Genomic DNA, 19,252 nt, shown 5'->3' on the forward strand with positions numbered 1-19,252 from the left:
CTCGGATCGGGCGCGCTACAGGGGTTGCGGCTCAGATTCGCTCGGCTGGTACTGCGCACGCGCCACCGACATCAGCACCCCCAGCGCCAGCCCCAGGGTGACCATGGCCGTGCCGCCATAGCTCACGAACGGCAGCGGCACGCCCACCACCGGCAGGATGCCGCTGACCATGCCCATGTTCACAAAGGAATAGGTGAAGAAGATCATGGCCACGGCCCCGGCCATGAGGCGGCCGAACAGCGTACCGGCATTCGCGGCAATCGCCAGCGCGCGCCACACCAGCAGCACGAAGCAGACGATGAGCGTGAGATTGCCCACCAGGCCGAATTCTTCGGAGTAGGCGGCGAAGATGAAGTCTGTGGTGCGCTCGGGGATGAATTCCAGATGCGTCTGCGTGCCCGACATGAAGCCCTTGCCCCAGACACCGCCCGAGCCGATGGCGATCATGCCCTGGATGATGTGAAAGCCCTTGCCCAGCGGGTCGCGCGTGGGATCGAGCAGCGTGCAGATGCGCTGCTGCTGGTAGTCGTGCAGCACCGGCCAGCGCACGCCATCGGCGCACAGCTGGGGCTCGAACCAGACCACGAAAGCGATGCCGACCACGCCCATCAGCACCGGCGGCGCCACCAGCTTCCAGGGCAGGCCGGCGAAGAAGATCACCGACAGCCCGGCGGCCATCACCAGCAGCGAGGTGCCCAGGTCCGGCTGCTTCATGATCAGCCCCACGGGGATCATGAGCAACACGCCCGCGGCCACGAAGTCCAGCGCACGCAGCTGACCCTCGCGCTTCTGGAACCACCAGGCCAGCATCAGCGGCATGGCGATCTTCATCAGCTCGCTGGGCTGAATCACCACGCCCACATTGATCCAGCGCTGCGCCCCCTTCTTGGTGATGCCGAACAAGGCCACGGCCAGCAGCAGGACCACGCCCAGCACATACAGCGGCACGGCCAGCGTCATCAGCCGCTGCGGCGGAATCTGCGCCACCACGAACATGATGCCCGCGGCCAGCAGCATGTTGCGCCCATGGTCGTAAAAGCGCGTACCGTGGTCGAACCCCGAGGAGTACATGGCCACCAGGCCGATGCTGGAGAGCACCAGCAGCAGCGCGATCAGCGGCCAGTCAAAGCCGCGGAACAGAGGCAGGATGCGCTGCGGCAGGGAGGGCGTGTCGAAGGCAGTGGACATGGGACGCAATTATCCGGCCCCGCTCCCATGTTCTCTGGCCGCAAGGCCATGTCCATGCCTCAGCCCGCCTGGCGAAAGGCCATCACCATCTGGTTGCGCAGCGTGCGCAGCTGCCCCTGCACCTTGTCGTCCACCGCCAGGCTGCCGGGCTGCTCGTGATCGGCATAGACCAGGGCAAAGGGGCGCTCCTTGATCAGCACCGGCAGCAGCAGAAAACTGGCGGCATCCAGGCCGCTGCGGTACCAGGACGGCAGGCGCGAGCGCATGCGCTGCTCGGCGGCATCGGCGATCAGGGTGTCGGCGCCGCGCTGGCACACCACGGCAAACAGGTCGCCCGTATCCTTGAGCGGCACGGCCAGGGCGCGCACGGCCTCGGCGCTGCCTTCGCCCAGGCCGAAGCGCCCGGTCATGCGTTCGGTTTTGACATCGCGCAGGCAGAACACGATGCGCCGCGCACCCAGGGCGCGCAGCATGGTCTCCAGGATCATGCGCACGATGTCGTTGAGGCGAAAGTCCTCCACCATGGCGTTGCTGACCTCCTGGATGCCGCCGGCCAGCACCTCGGCGGCCTGGGCGGTCGAGGGCCGCGCATGGGCGGGCAGGACCAGCGTGATGGGCAGGGTCTGCGTGGCGTCGTAGTGCAGCTCATGCACGGCGACCAGGTCGTCCGCCGCTGGCAGGACATCGACGGCCGCGGGAGGCGCCAGCAGGCGCGCGGCCGGCGAGCCCTTGTCCGCGCGCAGATCCAGGGCATGGGCCATGGCGATGAACTGCTCGCGCGCCTGCAGCGTGGCCTTGTCGATCTCCTGCCGTGTCATCGACAGCACCGGCGCGTACTGCGTGGCCAGCCGCTGCAGCAGTGCGCCGGCCGGCCCTCGCTCCTGCTGCAGCATGATGGTGGTGGCCTCGTTGGCCACGCGCGCGGCCCAGCTCAGACGCTCCACACCCTCTGGCGGGCGCTGCGGTGGCTTGCCCTGCGGCGAGCGGATGCAGCGCTGCAAGGTCTCGGGCAGGCTCCACACGCGCGCCACGCCAACGCCCAGCTCCTCCAGGCTCAGCCCCAGCACCTGCACCGCAGCCGCTTCCTCCCCCCCCGGCAGCCGGCCCGAGGCCACCAGGGCACGGATCTGGACCGCCTCCTCGGGAAAGTAATAGGTGCACAGCATGCGTCCCAGGCCCTGGAACATGGCACCCAGGAACGCCTCCTCGCGTTTTTCCCCGGGCCTGCACAGCTGCACCGCCATGGTGCCGGCCATCAGGGTGCGCATGAACTCCTCGCGCATCTGCCGGGCGTGCCCTGCGTCCTGCATATGCTCCAGCAGCACCAGCGACAGGGCCATGTTGCGCACCTTGTTGAAGCCCACCAGGCTCACGGCGCGCGAGACGGTGCCAATGCTGCCCCCGCCCAGGTGCAAAAAATTGACGCTGTTGACCAGGCGCAGCAGCTTGTTGGTCAGCGCGACGCTCTTGAGGATCTCGTTGGTCAGGTCGGCAATGCTGTCGTCCTCCGAGTTCGTCACGCGCTGGATGCGCGCCACCGAATCGGACAGCGCCGGGAAGTCGCTCTTGTGGCGCATGCGCCGCAGCAAAAAGTCCAGCGCGGCATTGCTGGCCGCCGTAGGCGCACTCGCCGGCGCGGCCCAGGTGCGCAGGGCATGACACAGCTCCTGGGCGCTGGCGTGGCGCTGGGCCGGCTCGCGCGCCAGGGCCCGGTGCAGGATGGCGCGCAACCCGTCGTCCACGCCCGCCCCCAAGTCCTGGGGCAGCTCCACGGCTTGCTGGGCCACGCGCGCCAGGGCCTGCATGGGATCGCGCTCGGCAATCACGCGCCGGCCCGTGAGCAGCTCCACCAGCACCAGCGCTGCGGCATAGATATCCATCGATGGCGCGGGAGCCGCGCCGGCCACGGCCTCGGGCGCCATGTACGCGGGCGTGCCGCACACCATGTGCGCACCCGCTGGGCCAACCATGGTGGCGGCAACGCCAAAATCCATGACCCGCCCATGGCGCTGGGCATCGACCATCACATTCGAAGGCTTCAGGTCGCGGTGCACGATGCCAGCGTCATGCGCGGCCTGCAGGCCTTCGAGCACGTCGATCATGATCTCCACGGCGTCATGCACCGCGCAGCGCCCCTGCTGCGCCAGGTGCTCGGCCAGCGTGCAACCCGGCACGTACTCGAACACCAGGTAGGGCTGGCCTTGGTGCACGTCGGCCTCGAACACCGGCACGATGCACGGATGCGACAGCTGTCCCACATGGCGTGCCTCGCGCAGCCATTGCTCCTGCACCGGCGCATCCTGCCCCGCCTCCAGCAGCTTGAGCGCCACCTGACGCTGCAGGCGCGTGTCCTGCGCCAGCCACACGGTCGCCTGCGCCCCCTTGCCCAGCACGCGCAGCAGCTCGAAGCGCCCCAGGTGCTGCGGGGCAGCCTGGGCACCAGTGGCGGCACCCTTGGTGGCAATGCGGGGGACAGAATCGGACATGGAGTAAGCTGACTTCTTTGCTACAACAGCCGCGCATCATCCCAAAAAATGGCTGCAGGGCCGGCAATTGCCCGCCCGCAGCCTCCGGCGATTCGTCATGCCCACCACCCATCTGCTCTACCTGCACGGCTTTCGCTCCTCGCCCCAGTCCGCCAAGGCACGCCTGGTGGCGGAGCATGTGGCCGCACACCACCCTGACGCATTCCTCTGGTGCCCGCAACTGCCGCCTTCGCCGCGCGCGGCCATGGCGCTGGTGGCCGAGGGCATTGCGAAGTGGCCGCAAGGCGCTCACATGGCGGTCATCGGCTCGTCGCTGGGTGGCTACTACGCCAGCTGGGTGGCGCAGCAGGCGCGCTGCAAGAGCGTGCTGCTGAACCCCGCCGTGCAGCCCGCGCGCGACCTGGCGCGCCATATCGGCGAGCAGACCAGCTGGCACGACCCCGAGGAGCGCTTTTTCTTCCGGCCCGAATTCATCGCCGAGCTGCAGGCGCTGGACGTGAGCCAACAGCCCCCGGCCGCCCCCGAGCTGCTGATCGCCGCCCAGGGCGACGAACTGCTGGACTGGCGCGAGATGGTGGCCCGCTATCCGCAGGCGCAGCAGTGCGTGCTGCCGGGTGGCGACCATGCGCTGAGCAGCTTCCCCGAGCACCTGCCCGAGGTGCTGCGCTTTTGCGGCCTGGTGTGAGGGCTATTGCGACCCGGCCTGCCCGCCGCCCTGCCAGCGCTCGAAGTCGCGCGGATAGGCACGGCGGTAGCGGTCGGTGTGCAGGGCCAGCTCGTCCTGCAGGCCCAGCAGCCGGGCACTGTCGATGAGCCGCTCGATCACGCGCGGCTCGGGCGAGTAATGCAGCAGGCGCAGCGCCAGCTCGTGCATCTGCCGCGCATTGGCCGGCGTGACCTGGGTGCTGGTGAGCTGGGCGAATTGCGCCGATAGGCGAAAGAACCGCACCTGGCGCGCCACCTCGGCCGCCGTGAGTGAGCGCAGGGTGGCGGGGCGATCTGCCGCGGGACGGTACAGCAGGCTCACGCGCCCATAGTCGCGCACCAGCACCAGGCCCAGCACCGGGGCGGCCAGCAGCGCGGCGCCCAGCAGCCCGCGGGCAAGCGCACGCCAGCCTCGACCAGCCGTCGCCGTTGGCGCCAGCAGCAGCCACAAAGCCAGGGCCGTGGCCAGCTGGAACGGCCCATACCACAGCGGAAACTCCAGCAGGCTGTGCAGGCCGACGATGGCCAGCACGCCCCAGGCCAGCTGGCGCGCAGGATCGGCCTCGCGCCAGGGGCGAGCGCGCAGCACGGCCCAGAGCAGCAGGCCGCACAGCAGCAGCGCCACGGGCAGGCCCAGTTCCACGGCCAGGTGCAGCGGCAGGTTGTGGGCGTTGTTCAGCAGATTGCAAAAGCGCTCGCCCGCAAACGGGGTGATGTAGTGGGCGTAATCCAGCTCGCCCCAGCCCCAGCCCGTCCAGGGCCGCGCGGCAATCAGCTGCAGCACGTTGGACCACAGCGCCAGGCGGCTGCCGCAGGGGTAGGAGTCGTCGCCCAGGCGCACGAACAATCCGTCCATGCGCACTCCCTGCCATTGCTGCAGCAGCTGCGGCAGGCCCCAGGCCGCCAGCAGATAGGCGAGCAGCCCGGCGCCGCCCAGGAGCAGCGCCAGCCTGCCGCTGCTGCGCCGCCACAGCAACAGCAGGGCCAGAACCAGCAGCCACTGCAGCGCCCCCGTGCGCGAGGCCGTGGCCGCACCGCCCAGGGCCAGCAGCACCAGGGCCCAGGGCACCATCACCGCCAGCAACAGCGGCCCCCAGCGGCCGATGCCGCGCTGTCCGGACAGCGCCTCGCCCCAGGCCTGCAGCCGCGCCAGCCACCACAGCAACGCCCACACGCCCAGGGCCAGCAGCGTGGCCTGCTGGTTGCGCTGGCGCAGGTTGCCCATGGCCAGCCCTGGCGTGGAGGCATGCACCCAGGGCGCCCAGCCGGGATCGCCCACGAAGAACTGCACCAGGCCGATGGCCGCCGCCACGAGCGCCGCCAGCAGCAGGCCCGCCGCCAGGCAGCCGCCCAGGCGCGTGCCGCCCGTGCGCCAGGCGCCGCACCAGGCCAGGGCGGCGATGAGCCAGGCGCAGGCGGCGCTGGCCATCAGGGGCCAGAAGTTGGTGTACGGCGCCTCGGTGATGCCGAAGACGAAGGGCAGCGCGAGCGCCAGTGCCGCCAGCGGCGCGAAGTCAGGGCGCATGGCGGGGCGGCGCAGGAAGGGCAGGCGGAAGCGGCATGGTGGCGCCATCATAGGCGCGCCCGCCCGGCCCGCAACCATTGGCGTCAAATGCGGCTCCAGCGCTTACCCGTCAAGCGCCAACAGCTATCAAAAGCAGAGTTCAATACCCTGCCCTGACGGGCTAGCGGAGCGTGCAGCTCACGCCCGGCCGCGTGGCCTCGCGCAGCCAGGCGATGAGCGCGGCGCGCTCGCCGTCGTCCTTGACGCCGGCGTAGCCCATGGCCGTACCGGGCACGGTGGCCGGCGGGTCCTTGAGGAAGCGGTCCAGCGTGCGCGCGTCCCAGACGATGCCGCTGGCGCGCAAGGCGTCGGTGTAGCCGTCGAAGCCCGGCGCCGTGCCCGCGCGGCGGCCGAACAGTCCGCAGTGCTGCGGGCCGGTGCGGTTGCCCTCGATGGCGTGGCAGGCGGCGCAGCGCGCATAGACCTGCGCGCCGCGCGCGAGCCGGTCCGCGTCGGGCGCGCCCTGCACGGGCGGCGCCGCGGCCGCCGCCAGCGGCAGGCCGCAGGCCAGCGCCCGGCACAGCCTGGCGCCCCAGGTCATGACATGAACGCCGACGGCACCGGCGCCTCGCCCAGCGCCTGGCGCAGCACGGCCCAGTGCATGGCCTCGTCGCCGAGGATGCTGGCCGCCACCTGCGCCAGGGCGCGATCGGCAAACAGCGGTACGGCGCCCAGGTAGGCCGACACGGCGCCGCGTTCCAGGCCCGCGGCAAAGCGCAGCACGTCGGCCTCGGCCTTGAGCGTGTCGGTCGGGAAGCTGTACCGGGCCTTGGCCTCCACGGGCTTGCCGCCCATCTTCTGCACGGCGCCGGCGATGGCCTGCGCATGCTCCTTGTGGTGGCCCTGGAACTGCTGGGCCAGCGCCAGCACGCCGCTCGTGAGCAGGCCGCTTTCGGCGCCCACCTGGTAGGCGGCGATGGCCTCGTACTCGGCCCCGAGGGCGGTGTTGAGGATGCGCATGTCGGCCTCGTGCTGCTTGGCCGTGGTCTTGGCGGCGCCGGCGGCCAGCGCATCGCGCCCGCCCAGCAGGGCCACGGCCGAGGCCGAGAGCATGGCCAGGCCGAAGCCGCGACGGCGCGGCAGCCAGGGGCTGGACGGGGGCAGGATGAGTGGGAAGCGGTTCATGGCGTTCTCCTGTGGGTGGACAAAAAAATGAAAAGGTGTTCTCAGCCCAGGCGCCCGCGCCGCCGCAGCTCGGCCAGCACCTGGTGCACGACCGCATCACAGCGCCTGCCGGCGAACGGGAAGGCACTCTCGGTGCAGGCCTCGACGCGCGCGCCCAGCGCATCGCGCAGCATGGCGCGCGCGCGCAGGTAGCGGGTGCGCACCGCCTCCTCGCTGATGTCCAGGCAGAACGCGGTCTCCTGCACGCTCATCTCCTGCACGGCGCGCAGGATGAAGACGCTGCGGTACGGCGGCGGCAGGCTTTGCACGGCCGACTCCAGCAGCGCGCGCAACTGGCCGCGCGCCAGCGCCTGGTCGGGCGCGTCGTCGGGTGGGGCGAAGAAGGGCATGGCGAGCTCCGGCTGCGGCTCCTGGTCGGGCGCCAGCGCGGCGTCGATGGCCACGCTGCGCGCGCGCCGGCGCAGCACATCCAGCGCGGCGCGGATGCAGATGCGTGCCAGCCAGGTGCCCAGCGCCGCATCGCCGCGAAAGTCCTGCAGCTGCGTGAAGGCGCGCAGGTAGGCCTCCTGCACCACGTCCTGGGCCTCGGCGTCGTCATGCACCACGCCGCGCGCGGCCCGGAACAACAGCCGGTTGTGGCGGCGCATGATGGCCTCGAAGGCCGCCGCCTCGCCGCCCAGGGCGCGCGCCATCAGGGCCGCGTCCTCGGCACGGCCCGCGGCGGGGGGCGCCGCCTGCGGCCAATCTTCCGGTGTCTGCATGGCCCGCCTCGCTTTCCGTGATGAGACCGTCTTGCCCATTGGACGCACGCCGGCCGCTGCGCGTGACAAGCACCTACCGCGCGCAGGGATGCTCGGTGGCCTGCTCAATGTCTTTTCACGGGGCCCGCAGGCGCCGCCATGGGAAAATCGCCCCCCTATGCATGCACTGTTCGACGACGCCGGCAAATTCCTGGCCGGCCGCATCCTCTCCGAAGCCGACACCTCGGCGCAGATCGAGCTCGACTCGGGCAAGCGCGTCAAGGCCAAGAGCGCCAATATCCTGCTGAAATTCGACAAGCCCGCCCCGGCCGAGCTGCTGGCGCAGGCGCGCGAGATCGCCGCCAGCATCGAGCTGCCGCTGGCCTGGGAGTTCGCGCCCGAGGACGAGTTCGGCTTTGCCGAGCTGGCGCGCGACTACTTTTCCGCCAGCGCCCCCGTGACCGAGCAGGCCGGCATGCTGCTGGCGCTGTTCGAGGCGCCGCACTACTTCCGCCGCGCAGGCAAGGGCCGCTTCAAGAAGGCCCCGGCCGAGATCCTGCAGCAGGCGCTGGCCGCGATCGAGAAGAAAAAGCAGGTCCAGGCGCAGATCGAGTCCTGGGCGGCCGAGCTGGCGGCCGGCAGCTGCCCGCAGCCCATCCGCGAGCAGCTCTACAAGATCTTGTTCAAGCCCGACAAGAACGCGCCCGAGTACAAGGCCGTGGTCGAGGCCAGCCGCGCCGCGCACCAGGCGCCGTTGGCGCTGCTGCAGGCCGCGGGCGCCATCGATTCGCCCTACCAGTTCCATTGGAAGCGCTTTCTGTTCGAGAACTTCCCCAAGGGCACGGGCTTCCCCCCGCTGGCCGCGCCGCAGCCGCCGCAGGACCTGCCGCTGGCCGAGGTGCAGGCCTATTCCATCGACGACTCGGCCACCACCGAGATCGACGACGCCCTGTCCGTGCGCGGCCTGGGCACGGGCACCGTCACGCTGGGCATCCACATCGCGGCGCCGGGCCTGGCCATCCAGCCCGGGGGCGAGCTGGACAAGCTCGGCCGGTCGCGCCTGTCCACGGTCTACATGCCGGGCTACAAGATCACCATGCTGCCCGACGAGGTGGTGCAGATCTACACCCTGGACGAGGGCCGCGCGAATCCGGCCGTGTCGCTCTACGTGACCATCGACGAGGCCACGCTGGCCATCACCGGCACCGAGACGCGCCTGGAGCGCGTGCCCGTGACCGTGAACCTGCGCCACGATCAGCTCGACCACATCGTCACCGAGGCCTGGCTGCAGGATCCGTCGATTCAGCATGAAAATACGCCTGAAGCCTTATTGAAACTGCGTGAACAGCTATCTTTTTTACATAAGTTTGCGCGGCAGCTGAAGGCCGGTCGCGAGCAGGTGCGCGGCAAGCCCGAGACCTTCAACCGCCCGGACTACAACTTCCGCCTGGAAGGCAACGGCAAGGCCGAGCCCACGGGCAGCGAGACCGTGCGCATCAGCACGCGCCAGCGCGGCGCGCCGCTGGACCTGATCGTGGCCGAGGCCGCCATCGTCGCCAACAGCCACTGGGGCCAGATGCTGGCCGAGCACGGCGTGCCCGGCATCTACCGCAGCCAGGCGAGCCTGGCGCCCGGCATCAAGGTACGCATGGGTACCAAGGCGCTGCCGCACGCCGGCATTGGCGTGAAGAGCTACGCCTGGGCCACCTCGCCGCTGCGCCGCTACGTGGACCTGGTGAACCAGTGGCAGATCATCGCCTGCGCGCGCCACGGCAAGACCGCCGCGCTGGCCGCGCCCTTCAAGCCCAAGGATGCGGAGCTGTTCTCCATCATCAGCGGCTTTGACGCCACCTACGGCGCCTACAACGGCTACCAGGCCGGCATGGAGCGTTTCTGGACGCTCAAGTACCTGCAGCAGAACCAGATCACCGAGCTCGACGCCACGGTCATCAAGGAGGGCATGCACGGCGACTTCCTGGTGCGCGCCGACCACCTGCCCCTGGTCCTGCCCGTGCTGGGCGCCCAGGGCCTGCCGCGCGGCGCGCGCGTGCGCGTGAAGCTGGGCACCATTGACGAGATCACGCTGGACGTGAACGGCACGCTGCTGGCGCGCCTGGACGACCCGGCGGACGCCAGCGACGACGGCCCCGTGGACGAGGACGAGGAAGACACCGTGGCCGGGCCCATCGCCATTGCGGTGGACATCAACGAAACCGATGGCGAAGGCGCCGGAGCCACCCCGGATAATCGGGCGCCGTGAAAATAGCCCCCACGCTCCACCGCTACGCGGGTCGCTGCCCCCCAGGGGGGCCGCATTTTCATCTTGGGGCGGCCCTGCGATGAAAATCCCCGCCCCCCTCCGGCGCCTGAGCACACTGCAGATCGCGCTGGCCCTGTCCATCACCGTGCACGCCCTGCTGCTCACGGTGCGCTTCGTCGATCCCGAGCGCTTCAACCGCGTGTTCCAGGACACGCCGCTGGAGGTCATCCTGGTCAACGCCAAGTCCAGCGAACGCCCCGACAAGGCCCAGGCCATCGCCCAGGCCTCGCTGGCCGGCGGGGGCGATGCCGCGCAGGGCCGCGCCACCAGCCCCCTGCCCTACTCGGCCCTGACCTCCATTGGCGAGGACCTGGAGGAGGCGCAGCGCAGGATGGACCAGATGCTGGAGCAGCAGACCCAGCTGCTGGCCCAGGTGCGCCAGCAGCTCGCCGTGCTGCCCCAGCCCGATCCGCGCAAGGCCAGCGCCAGCAGCGAGCGCGAGCAGCAGGACGAAAAGCGCCGCCAGCTGGTGAAGCTGCTGGCCGAGATCGAGAGGCGCATCGACGAGGAAAACGCCCGCCCGCGCAAACGCTACATCAGCCCCGCCACGCGCGAGGAGGTGTACGCCGTGTACTACGACCAGCTGCGCCGCCGGGTCGAAGACAAGGGCACGCAGAACTTCCCCGAACAGGGCGGCAAGAAGCTGTATGGCGAGCTGATCATGATCGTCACCGTGAACCACGACGGCCGCGTGCTGGAGACCGAGGTGGTGCAAGGCTCGGGCAACCGCCTGCTGGACCGCCGCGCCCAGGCCATCGCCCGCGCCGCCGGCCCCTTTGGCCATTTCGGTCCGGCCATGCGCGCCAGGGCCGACCAGATCGCCGTGGTCTCGCGCTTCAAGTTCACGCGCGAGCAGACCCTGGAAACCGCCGTGCGCTGAAAAGGCGCGCACACATCCCATGACCGCAAACCCCGATCTTTACTGCGTGATGGGCAACCCCATCGCCCACAGCCGCTCGCCCTGGATACACACGCGCTTTGCCGAACTGACGGGCGAGCCGCTGCGCTACGAGCGCCGCCTGGTGCCCCTGGACGGCTTTGCCCAGGCGCTGCAAGACTTTGCCGCCGAGGGCGGGCGCGGCTGCAACATCACCGTGCCCTTCAAGCTGCAGGCCGCCGCGCTGGCCACGCACCGCAGCGAGCGCGTGCAACTGGCCGGCGCGGCCAACACCCTCACATTCCGGGACGGCGCCATCCACGCCGACAACACCGACGGCCTGGGCCTGGTGGCCGACATCGAGCAAGGCGCCGGCGTGGCGCTGGCCGGGCGCGACCTGCTGCTGGTCGGCGCGGGCGGCGCGGCCGCCGGCGTGCTGGGCCCGCTGCTGCGCCAAGGGCCGCGGCGCATCGCCGTCGTGAACCGCACGGCCGCGCGCGCCCAGGCCCTGGTCGCCAGCCATGCGGCGCTGGCCTCACTACAAAAAACAGAGCTACTGGCGCTTGACATACAAGCGCCAGAGGCCGATTTTGATGTCATCATCAACGCCACCGCCAGCAGCCTGGAGGGCGCCGCCGCCCCCGTGCCCGCCAGCGTGCTGCGCCCCGCCAGCCTGGCCTACGACATGATGTACGGCCCCGCCGCCCAGGGCTTTCTGGACTGGGCAACGCAGCACGGCGCCCGGCCGCGCGACGGCTTAGGGATGCTGGTGCAGCAGGCGGCCGAGGCCTTCCTGATCTGGCGCGGCCTGCGCCCGCCCGCGGCCCAGGTGCTGGCCGAGCTGCGCGCCGCCATCGCCGCCGGCGCCTGAATCCTTCCCATTCATGCGTGCCCTGCTGCGCTGGATCGCCCTGGTGCTGCTGGCCCTCGCGGCGCTGCAGCTGTTCTTCGTGGCGCGCATCGCCGCCATGGCCATGCTGGACCCGCAATCGACGAGCTTCCAGCGCTCCGAGGCCTGGGCCCAGCTGCGCCAGGACGACGGCCTGCGCTGGCGCCAGCAATGGCTACCCTATGCGCAAATCTCCGACCACCTGAAACGCGCCGTGATCGCCTCGGAAGACGACAACTTCATCAACCACGACGGCGTGGACTGGGACGCCATCGAAAAGGCCTGGGAACGCAACGCCCGCGCCGAGGCCCAGGCCGCCACCCGCCCCAGCGCGCGCGCACCGCGCATCCGCGGCGGCTCCACCATCACCCAGCAGCTGGCGAAGAACCTGCTGCTGTCGGGCGAGCGCAACCTGGTGCGCAAGGGCCAGGAATTCGTGCTCACGCTGCTGCTGGAGCAGTTGCTGAGCAAGCAACGCATCCTGGAGATTTACCTGAACAACGTGGAATGGGGCACGGGCATCTTCGGCGCCGAGGCCGCCGCCCAGCACTACTTCAAGAAGAGCGCCAGCCGGCTCACCGCCGCCGAGGCCGCCCGCCTGGCCGTGATGCTGCCGGCGCCCAAGCGCTTTGAGAAGACGCCGAATTCGGCCTATCTGGCCGGGCGCACGCGGACCATCGTGGTACGGATGGGGAGTGCGGAGCTGCCTTGATGCGCGCCGCGGGGATGCTTGTTCACAGCCTCTCAGCCCGGTTCATGTCCGCAGCCAGCACGGCCAGGGCGGAACACGCCACGACGCCCAACGCACCGGAGAGCCACAGCACGCCAGCGCCCCAGCGCTCCACGGCCAGCCCGAACACGAACGGAGCCCCCGCCTGGACGATGCGCGCCGGCACCATCAGAAACCCCTGTCGCTGCCCATAGCCCTGGGCGCCAAAAATCAGCAGCGGCAGCGTGCCAATGGCGATGGTCAGAATCCCGTTGCCCAGTCCGTGGAGCACCGCAAATGCCGCAGCCGCATGGCTGCCCGCCAGCGCCAGCAGCACGACGCCCACTGGATGGGCTAGTGTGGCCAACCGCGCCGACAGCAGTGGGTGTGCCCGCTTGAGCAGGGTGAATTCGATCAGGCGCCCCGCGACCTGGGCCGGCCCCACCAGTGCCGCGATGCCGATGGCTGCAGCCAAGGCCACGCCCGAGGCCTGCAGGACCTGCGGCAAATGCGCCGCCATCGCCGTGCTGTTGAACCACGCAATGGCAAACACGCAGGCCATGAGCAGAGCCGCCCGGCGCTGCCGTGCCGGCGCCATGCCTGCTGCCGCTGCTGCTGGGCGGGTTGTGGCAAGGGCCTGTCTGGCACCCGAGGCCTCCTTGGGCAGCATGGCATTCAGCGGAAGTCCAATGCACAGCTGCAGCGCCGCCCACACCATGCATGCACCCCGCCAGCCAAGCGTCGCCTCCAGATAGGCCGTGAGCGGCCAGCCGATGGTGCTTGCAAAGCCCGCCAGCAATGTGATCCCGGTGATCGCTCCCCGCGCCTCTTGCCCATGCAGCCGGACCACCGTGGCGAACGCGGCTTCGTAGAGCCCGCTGCCCATGGCCAAGCCCAGCACGGCCCAGGCCGCAAAAATGTGCAACGGCTGGGACGCTTGGCTCAACCCCATCAGGCCCAGGGCGAACAGCACATTGCTGGTGATCAGCACCGGGCGACCGCCCACGCGGTCGATGGCGCGCCCTGCCCAGGGGCCGATGGCCGCCGAGAACAGCAGTGCCAGCGAGAAAGCGCCGAACACCGCCGAGGCGGACAGGCCGACCTCCTGACCCATGGCCCCGGCCAGCACCGCAGGCAAGTAATACGACGATGCCCAAGCCAGCGTCTGGGCCACGCCCAGTATCAGCGTGATGGTGGTTCTACGTTGCACGTGCCGCGCCCGCGTCGTACCAGCCTCTGGATGCATTCACGACCTTGACGACCAGCAGCATCACCGGCACCTCGATGAGCACGCCCACCACGGTGGCGAGCGCCGCGCCCGACTCGAACCCAAACAGGCTGATGGCGGCAGCCACGGCCAGTTCAAAGAAGTTGGATGCCCCAATCAGGGCGGACGGACAGGCGACCGCATGCTTTTCGCCCACGGCCCGGTTGAGCCAGTAGGCCAGCGCCGAGTTGAAAAACACCTGGATCAGAATGGGCACGGCCAGCAGCGCGATGACCAGGGGCTGGCGCAGGATGGCCTCTCCCTGGAAGGCGAACAGCAGCACCAGCGTGAGCAGCAGCGCGGCGATGGACCAGGGCCCGATGCGCTGGAGTGCGGCATCGAACGCGGCCTGTCCCCGTGCCAGCAGGGCCCGCCGCCACCACTGGGCCAGCGCCACCGGGATGACGATGTACAGCACCACCGAGGTAAGCAGGGTGTCCCAAGGCACGGTGATGGCCGACAGACCGAGCAGGAAGGCCACCAGCGGCGCGAACGCCACGATCATGATGCTGTCGTTCAACGCGACCTGGGACAGCGTGAACAGGGGATCTCCGCCGGTCAGGCGGCTCCAGACGAACACCATGGCCGTGCATGGGGCCGCCGCCAGCAGGATCAGTCCGGCGATGTAGCTGTCGAGCTGGTCCGCAGGCAGGTAGGGGGCGAACCACTGGCGGATGAAGAGCCAGCCCAGGAAGGCCATGGAGAACGGCTTGACCAGCCAGTTCACGAACAGCGTGACCCCGATGCCGCGCGTGTGCTGCCGCACCTCGCCCAGTGCGGAAAAATCCACCTTCAGCAGCATCGGGATGATCATCACCCAGATGAGCAGGCCCACCGGCAGGTTCACGCGGGCCACTTCCCACGCGCCAATGGTCCGCGCCGCGCCGGGGAAGGCCTGGCCCAGTCCGATGCCCACCACGATGCACAGCACTACCCACACGGTGAGATAGCGCTCGAACACGCTCATAGTCGCGGGTACCGTCGCGTCGCACACGAGATCACGCGCGGCGGTGCTCATGCTGTCTTGGCCAGTTCGCGGGCCGTGCGTTCGATGGTGAGCTTGTCCAGGCTAGAGGTCGGTAGGTTGGCGAAGATCTCCAGCCGTTTGCCCATCAGGTGCAGCGTCTGCCGGAAGGCCTCACGCTTGCCGTCCTCGCCGCCCGGGGCCTCGGAGGGGTCGGCATAGCCCCAGTGCGCAGTGGCGGGCTGGCCCGGCCAGAAAGGGCAGACCTCGCCCGCGGCGTTGTCGCACACGGTGATCACCAAATCCATTTTGGGTGCGTCTGGATGGCCGAACTCATCCCAGCTTTTGCTGCGCAAACCTTCGGTGGCGATGCCTGCCTTGGCCAAGGTCTCCAGCGCCAGCGGATTGGGTTGCTGGCTCTCCCGCGGACTGCTGCCCGCCGACCAGGCCTTGAAGCGCCCCTTGCCCAAGTGATTGAGCAGGGCCTCGGCCAGGATGCTGCGGGCAGAGTTGTGGGTACACAGGAACAGGACGTTGTAGGTTCTTTCGGACATATCAAGCTTTCTCGGTGGGATGGCCCGCCAGGGTCAGCAGGCGCTGGACGCCGACGGGTTCGTCTTGCAGCAAGGGCACAAGCGCGTAGCGGCGTGCATGGCGGGTAGCCACGGCGTCGATCTCGCGCAGTTCGTTGCGCGCGCGCTGGCGCAGCAGGGGGGAGGCCGGCGCGCAGGCGGCCAGGCTGTTGTTGATCACCCAGGCCCAGGGCTCGATGCCGGCGCGACGCAGGTCGGACTGCAGGTTGGCGGCTTCCAGCACGGGCGTGGTCTCGGCCAGCGTGACGATCAGGACCTTGGTCTGCTTGGGGTCCTGCAGTTGCATCATCGGTGTGCGAAAGTGCACGCCCTTCTCGCCCATCTGGCGCACGATGTCGCGGTGATAGGCGCCGGTGGCGTCCAGGAGCAATAAGGTATGCCCGGTGGGCGCGGTGTCCATCACCACGAACTTGCGGCCGGCCTCGCGGATGATGCGCGAGAAGGCCTGGAACACCGCGATCTCCTCGGTGCAGGGCGAGCGCAGGTCCTCCTCCAGCATGGCACGGCCTTCGGCGTCGAGCGCCGCCCCCTTGGTCGCCATCACCTGCTCGCGGTAGCGGGCGGTGACCTCGTGCGGGTCGATGCGGCTGAGGGCAAGGTGCTCCAGCGTGCCCTCCAGCGTTTGTGCCAGGTGGGCTGCCGGGTCGGAGGTGGTCAGGTGCACGGGCAGGCCGCGATGCGCCAGTTCGACCGCTACGGCGGCGGCCAGGGTCGTCTTGCCGACACCGCCCTTGCCCATGAGCATCACCAAGCCGTGGCCGTCGGCCGCTATTTCGTCGACCAGCTCTGACAAGGTGGGCGCCGTGGGAACGGTGGGCGCTGTCGCATCGGCGGCGGTGATCCCGGGCCGCGCCGGGTCCTTGAGCAGGCTGCGCAATGCCGCCAAGCCAACCAGGTCGAAGGGCTGCAGCGCGATACGGTCCTGCGCCAGGGCCTGAAGCACGGCGGGCATGCCGTCGAGGCAGGCCTGTTCACGGGTGTGGATCGCACGGGCGAGGGCATCCTGCCCCACGGCGTCACCAGGCAGCAGGCCATTGAGGACCAGGTGCTGGCGTGCCAGGCCAATCCCGGCCAGTTCCTCGTGGGTGCGGGCCGCCTCACGCAGCGTCGCTGCCTGGGCGCGGGCCACCAGCACGAGCCGGGTGCGTTGCGGGTCGGACAGGGCCTGCACAGCGGCCTTGTACTGGGAGCGTTGCTTTTCCAGTCCGGCCAGCGGGCCAAGGCAGGAGGCATCGCCCTTGCCGGCCTCCAGGAACCCGCTCCAGGCGCCGGGCAACTGCAGCAGGCGGATGGTGTGGCCGGTGGGTGCGGTGTCGAAGACGATGTGATCGAAGCCGGCGGTCAGCTGGGAGCCGACCAGCAGCTCGGTGAACTCGTCGAACGCCGCGATCTCGGTGGTGCAGGCTCCCGAAAGCTGCTCCTCGATGCTCTTGACGACTTCATCCGGCAGCACACCGCGCACCGGCCCCACGATGCGATCCCGATAGGCCTGGGCGGCGCCCTGCGGATCGATCTCCAGCGCACTGAGGTTGGACACGCTCGGGATGGCGGTCACGCGGTTACCGATAGCCAGCCCGAAGACCTGCCCCACGTTGGAGGCCGGGTCGGTGCTGACCAGGAGGATCTTGCGGCCGGCATCGGCCAGTTCGACGGCGCTGGCGCAGGCGATGGAGGTCTTGCCCACGCCCCCCTTGCCTGTGAAGAACAGGAAGCGGGGCGGGTTCTGGAGGAATTGCATCACGCGCTCCCGACTTCAGCCGCAGCGGCCGCCTGAGCAGCACGAGCCAGCGGAAGCCTCCACGGGAGTGACCGCGGGCGCGATGCCGGCCCAGCGGGCCAGGTCGTCGCGCGAGGGGTAGCGCCCGGCAAGGGCGAGCTGCCCCTGCACCAGGGTGACGGGCAAGGCCGCCTGCCCAGTGCGCTCCAGCAGTCCCTTGACGATGTCGTTCTGCGCGAACGCCAGGGGTTGCTGCGACAGGTTGAAGCGCTCGATCTGCACGCCTTGGCGCTGGGCCCACTCTACGTCGGCGGCGAAGGTCACGAGGTGCTGGTCCACTTCGACGCCGCACACGCCGGTGCTGCAGCAAAGGGCCGGATCAAAGATCTGGATGGTGGTCATGTGGGCTCCTGGGGGGATGGGTCTGTCGGTGAAGGGCCTGCGCGGCATGTCACGCCGGCAAGGCCGGATCGAGCATCCGGGTGGCGGCAATGAGTCCTGCGCGCACCAGCAGCTCCTGCGGGATCGCCTCATGGACCTGGCCATCGACTTCGACGGTGCGGCACTCGTTGGCGCCGCACTCGTTGCAGCAGCGGCTGCTGCCGGTGGCGGCGCCGAGCCAGTGCTCCATGGGGCGGCCAGCGATGAGGACCTGGTTGGACTGCAGCGGGTCGCGCAGGAACGCGGCGGCATCGATCGCCTGGACCTGCAGCTCAGGCTTTATGCCCAGGGGTTCGAGGGCCTGCCGCAGTTGACGGACCGCCTGCTGCACGGCTTCTCCGGTGTCATGGCAGCGCGGACAGGTCGATCCCTGTTCGCTTACGAGGCGTTGCCAGACGATGGGTAATGGCTTCATGGGGGCCCCTCCAGCCGGGTCAGCAGTCGCAGGATTGAGCCGCCGGGTCCAGGCAAGGCTCGCCCTGACAGCAGTTGGCGGTCAGGTAGGTGAGCAAGCCGTTCATGCACTCGAACTCGGCGCGGTAGATCAGGTTGCGGCCGCTGCGCTCCTGCGAAACGAGGCCTGCTCCGAGCAGCTCCTTGAGGTGAAACGAAAGCGTGGCCGCGGGCATGGCCAGCGATTCGGCCAGGGTGCCCGGGGTGGCCCCGCCCTTTCCGGCAACGACCAGCGCCCGGAAGATCTGCAGCCGGTTGGGCTGCGCCAGGGCGGCCATGGCCTTGATAACATCTTTTTCATCCATAGTTCCAATTATATGGAATTATTTGAAAGTTTGATGACGCAGGACCGTGGTGACAAGGGGTGGCGGCTAGCCAGGGAGGCAGCACCGCTAACGACCCGCCGCGATCGATAGGCCCAAACGGATCGAAACCTGTCATGACCGCAGTCCACCGATCCTCCGACCGCCACCCCGTATCATCCCCGCCATGCCAGCCCAGTTGATGCGCCTCCCTCTGCCGGGCTTGGCGCATTTTTTGGCATATACCCCCGCACCTGGCAACACCGGTGTTCTTCCATGCCGTACGCAGGCACTCCGGCTTATAGTCAAAACAGCTTCTAACGCTTATCCATAAAGCGTCAAGAGCTATATTTTTTATAGTAATGAGAATCCTGGGAATCGACCCCGGCCTGCAGACCACGGGCTTTGGCGTGGTGGACGTTCATGGTCAGCGCCTGACCTATGTGGCCAGCGGCACGATACGCACGACGGGGCTGGCGCTCGGGGACCTGCCAGGGCGGCTGAAAATCTTGTTCGACGGCATCAGCGAGGTGGCGGCGCGCTATCAGCCCAGCACGGCGGCGGTGGAGATCGTGTTCGTCAACGTCAACCCCCAGTCCACGCTGCTGCTGGGCCAGGCGCGCGGCGCCGCGCTGACGGCGCTGGTCAACGCCAACCTGCCGGTAGCCGAGTACACGGCGCTGCAGATGAAGAAGGCCGTGGTCGGCCACGGCCGCGCGGCCAAGCCGCAGGTGCAGGAGATGGTGCGCCGCCTGCTCAACCTGCCCGGCCTGCCCGGCACCGACGCGGCCGACGCGCTGGGCCTGGCCATCACCCATGCGCATGCGGGCACGGCCATGGCGCGCGTGGGCCAGGTGGCGCAGCTGCAGCGCCGCCAGCACGCGATGTACAAGGCGGGCCGCAGCTACTGAA

At 69.4% G+C, this 19,252-nt stretch carries 19 protein-coding genes; 6 read left to right on the top strand and 13 right to left on the bottom strand.

Going from position 1 to position 19,252, the window contains the following annotated elements; genetic code table 11:
• Positions 1-15: 15 nt before the first annotated feature.
• Together rodA and P7644_RS16875 are read right to left on the bottom strand one after the other, a co-directional pair.
• Positions 16-1,188, bottom strand: coding sequence for a rod shape-determining protein RodA (rodA, locus tag P7644_RS16870; protein ID WP_404300392.1), 1,173 nt, complete (start codon positions 1,186-1,188; stop codon positions 16-18).
• 59 nt (positions 1,189-1,247) lie between these two features.
• Complete coding sequence (locus P7644_RS16875) at positions 1,248-3,674, bottom strand: HDOD domain-containing protein (protein WP_404300393.1); 2,427 nt, start codon at positions 3,672-3,674, stop codon at positions 1,248-1,250.
• A 97-nt stretch (positions 3,675-3,771) separates the two neighbouring features.
• Here P7644_RS16875 and P7644_RS16880 point away from each other — a divergent pair, with 97 nt between their 5' ends.
• Positions 3,772-4,359: a YqiA/YcfP family alpha/beta fold hydrolase gene (locus tag P7644_RS16880; RefSeq protein WP_404300394.1), complete on the top strand. Its 588-nt coding sequence runs from the start codon at positions 3,772-3,774 to the stop codon at positions 4,357-4,359.
• A gap of 3 nt (positions 4,360-4,362) precedes the next feature.
• Here P7644_RS16880 and P7644_RS16885 read toward each other — a convergent pair whose 3' ends face one another.
• The 4 genes from P7644_RS16885 to P7644_RS16900 all read right to left on the bottom strand — a co-directional run bounded on the left by P7644_RS16885 (position 4,363) and on the right by P7644_RS16900 (position 7,829).
• On the bottom strand, positions 4,363-5,904 hold the full coding sequence (locus tag P7644_RS16885) for a Wzy polymerase domain-containing protein (protein WP_404300395.1): 1,542 nt from the start codon (positions 5,902-5,904) through the stop codon (positions 4,363-4,365).
• Between the two features lie 160 nt (positions 5,905-6,064).
• Positions 6,065-6,484: a c-type cytochrome gene (locus P7644_RS16890; RefSeq protein WP_404300396.1), complete on the bottom strand. Its 420-nt coding sequence runs from the start codon at positions 6,482-6,484 to the stop codon at positions 6,065-6,067.
• Positions 6,481-7,068, bottom strand: a complete 588-nt coding sequence (locus P7644_RS16895; RefSeq protein ID WP_404300397.1) for a ferritin-like domain-containing protein — start codon at positions 7,066-7,068, stop codon at positions 6,481-6,483. Before P7644_RS16895 ends, P7644_RS16890 begins: the two co-directional genes overlap by 4 nt.
• Before the next feature lie 41 nt (positions 7,069-7,109).
• Positions 7,110-7,829, bottom strand: a complete 720-nt coding sequence (locus P7644_RS16900; protein ID WP_404300398.1) for an RNA polymerase sigma factor — start codon at positions 7,827-7,829, stop codon at positions 7,110-7,112.
• A gap of 157 nt (positions 7,830-7,986) precedes the next feature.
• Here P7644_RS16900 and P7644_RS16905 point away from each other — a divergent pair, with 157 nt between their 5' ends.
• The 4 genes from P7644_RS16905 (at position 7,987) to mtgA (ending at position 12,606) form a co-directional block, all read left to right on the top strand.
• Entirely contained in the window at positions 7,987-10,068 is a 2,082-nt protein-coding gene (locus P7644_RS16905) for a ribonuclease catalytic domain-containing protein (RefSeq protein ID WP_404300399.1), read from the top strand.
• 79 nt (positions 10,069-10,147) lie between these two features.
• Positions 10,148-11,008, top strand: coding sequence for a TonB family protein (locus P7644_RS16910; protein ID WP_404300400.1), 861 nt, complete (start codon positions 10,148-10,150; stop codon positions 11,006-11,008).
• A gap of 19 nt (positions 11,009-11,027) precedes the next feature.
• Positions 11,028-11,876, top strand: a complete 849-nt coding sequence (aroE, locus tag P7644_RS16915) for a shikimate dehydrogenase (protein WP_404300401.1) — start codon at positions 11,028-11,030, stop codon at positions 11,874-11,876.
• Between the two features lie 13 nt (positions 11,877-11,889).
• A complete protein-coding gene (gene mtgA / locus P7644_RS16920) occupies positions 11,890-12,606 on the top strand; it encodes a monofunctional biosynthetic peptidoglycan transglycosylase (RefSeq protein WP_404300402.1) in 717 nt (238 codons plus the stop codon).
• Between the two features lie 22 nt (positions 12,607-12,628).
• Here the strand turns inward: mtgA and P7644_RS16925 are convergent, their stop codons facing one another.
• From P7644_RS16925 to P7644_RS16955, 7 genes are read right to left on the bottom strand one after another with little or no spacing between them, the layout of a single operon-like run.
• A complete protein-coding gene (locus P7644_RS16925) occupies positions 12,629-13,813 on the bottom strand; it encodes an MFS transporter (protein WP_404300403.1) in 1,185 nt (394 codons plus the stop codon).
• Positions 13,803-14,837, bottom strand: a complete 1,035-nt coding sequence (gene arsB, locus P7644_RS16930) for an ACR3 family arsenite efflux transporter (protein WP_404303241.1) — start codon at positions 14,835-14,837, stop codon at positions 13,803-13,805. The genes P7644_RS16925 and arsB overlap by 11 nt, the downstream gene beginning before the upstream one ends.
• Positions 14,838-14,884: 47 nt before the next feature.
• Positions 14,885-15,388 carry an arsenate reductase ArsC gene (locus P7644_RS16935; protein WP_404300404.1) on the bottom strand — a complete coding sequence of 168 codons (504 nt, stop codon included), beginning with the start codon at positions 15,386-15,388 and terminating at the stop codon, positions 14,885-14,887.
• A gap of 1 nt (position 15,389) precedes the next feature.
• Positions 15,390-17,165 carry an arsenical pump-driving ATPase gene (gene arsA / locus P7644_RS16940; protein WP_404300405.1) on the bottom strand — a complete coding sequence of 592 codons (1,776 nt, stop codon included), beginning with the start codon at positions 17,163-17,165 and terminating at the stop codon, positions 15,390-15,392.
• A gap of 15 nt (positions 17,166-17,180) precedes the next feature.
• Positions 17,181-17,546, bottom strand: a complete 366-nt coding sequence (gene arsD / locus P7644_RS16945) for an arsenite efflux transporter metallochaperone ArsD (RefSeq protein ID WP_404300406.1) — start codon at positions 17,544-17,546, stop codon at positions 17,181-17,183.
• A 49-nt stretch (positions 17,547-17,595) separates the two neighbouring features.
• Positions 17,596-18,000, bottom strand: coding sequence for a DUF2703 domain-containing protein (locus tag P7644_RS16950; protein WP_404300407.1), 405 nt, complete (start codon positions 17,998-18,000; stop codon positions 17,596-17,598).
• 19 nt (positions 18,001-18,019) lie between these two features.
• Positions 18,020-18,343: an ArsR/SmtB family transcription factor gene (locus P7644_RS16955; protein ID WP_404300408.1), complete on the bottom strand. Its 324-nt coding sequence runs from the start codon at positions 18,341-18,343 to the stop codon at positions 18,020-18,022.
• Positions 18,344-18,702: 359 nt separating this feature from the next.
• Here P7644_RS16955 and ruvC point away from each other — a divergent pair, with 359 nt between their 5' ends.
• Positions 18,703-19,251, top strand: a complete 549-nt coding sequence (gene ruvC, locus P7644_RS16960; RefSeq protein ID WP_404300409.1) for a crossover junction endodeoxyribonuclease RuvC — start codon at positions 18,703-18,705, stop codon at positions 19,249-19,251.
• The last annotated feature ends 1 nt before the right edge of the window (position 19,252 follow it).

This window comes from Alicycliphilus denitrificans, assembly GCF_044792555.1.
Taxonomy (GTDB): domain Bacteria; phylum Pseudomonadota; class Gammaproteobacteria; order Burkholderiales; family Burkholderiaceae_C; genus Alicycliphilus; species Alicycliphilus denitrificans_A.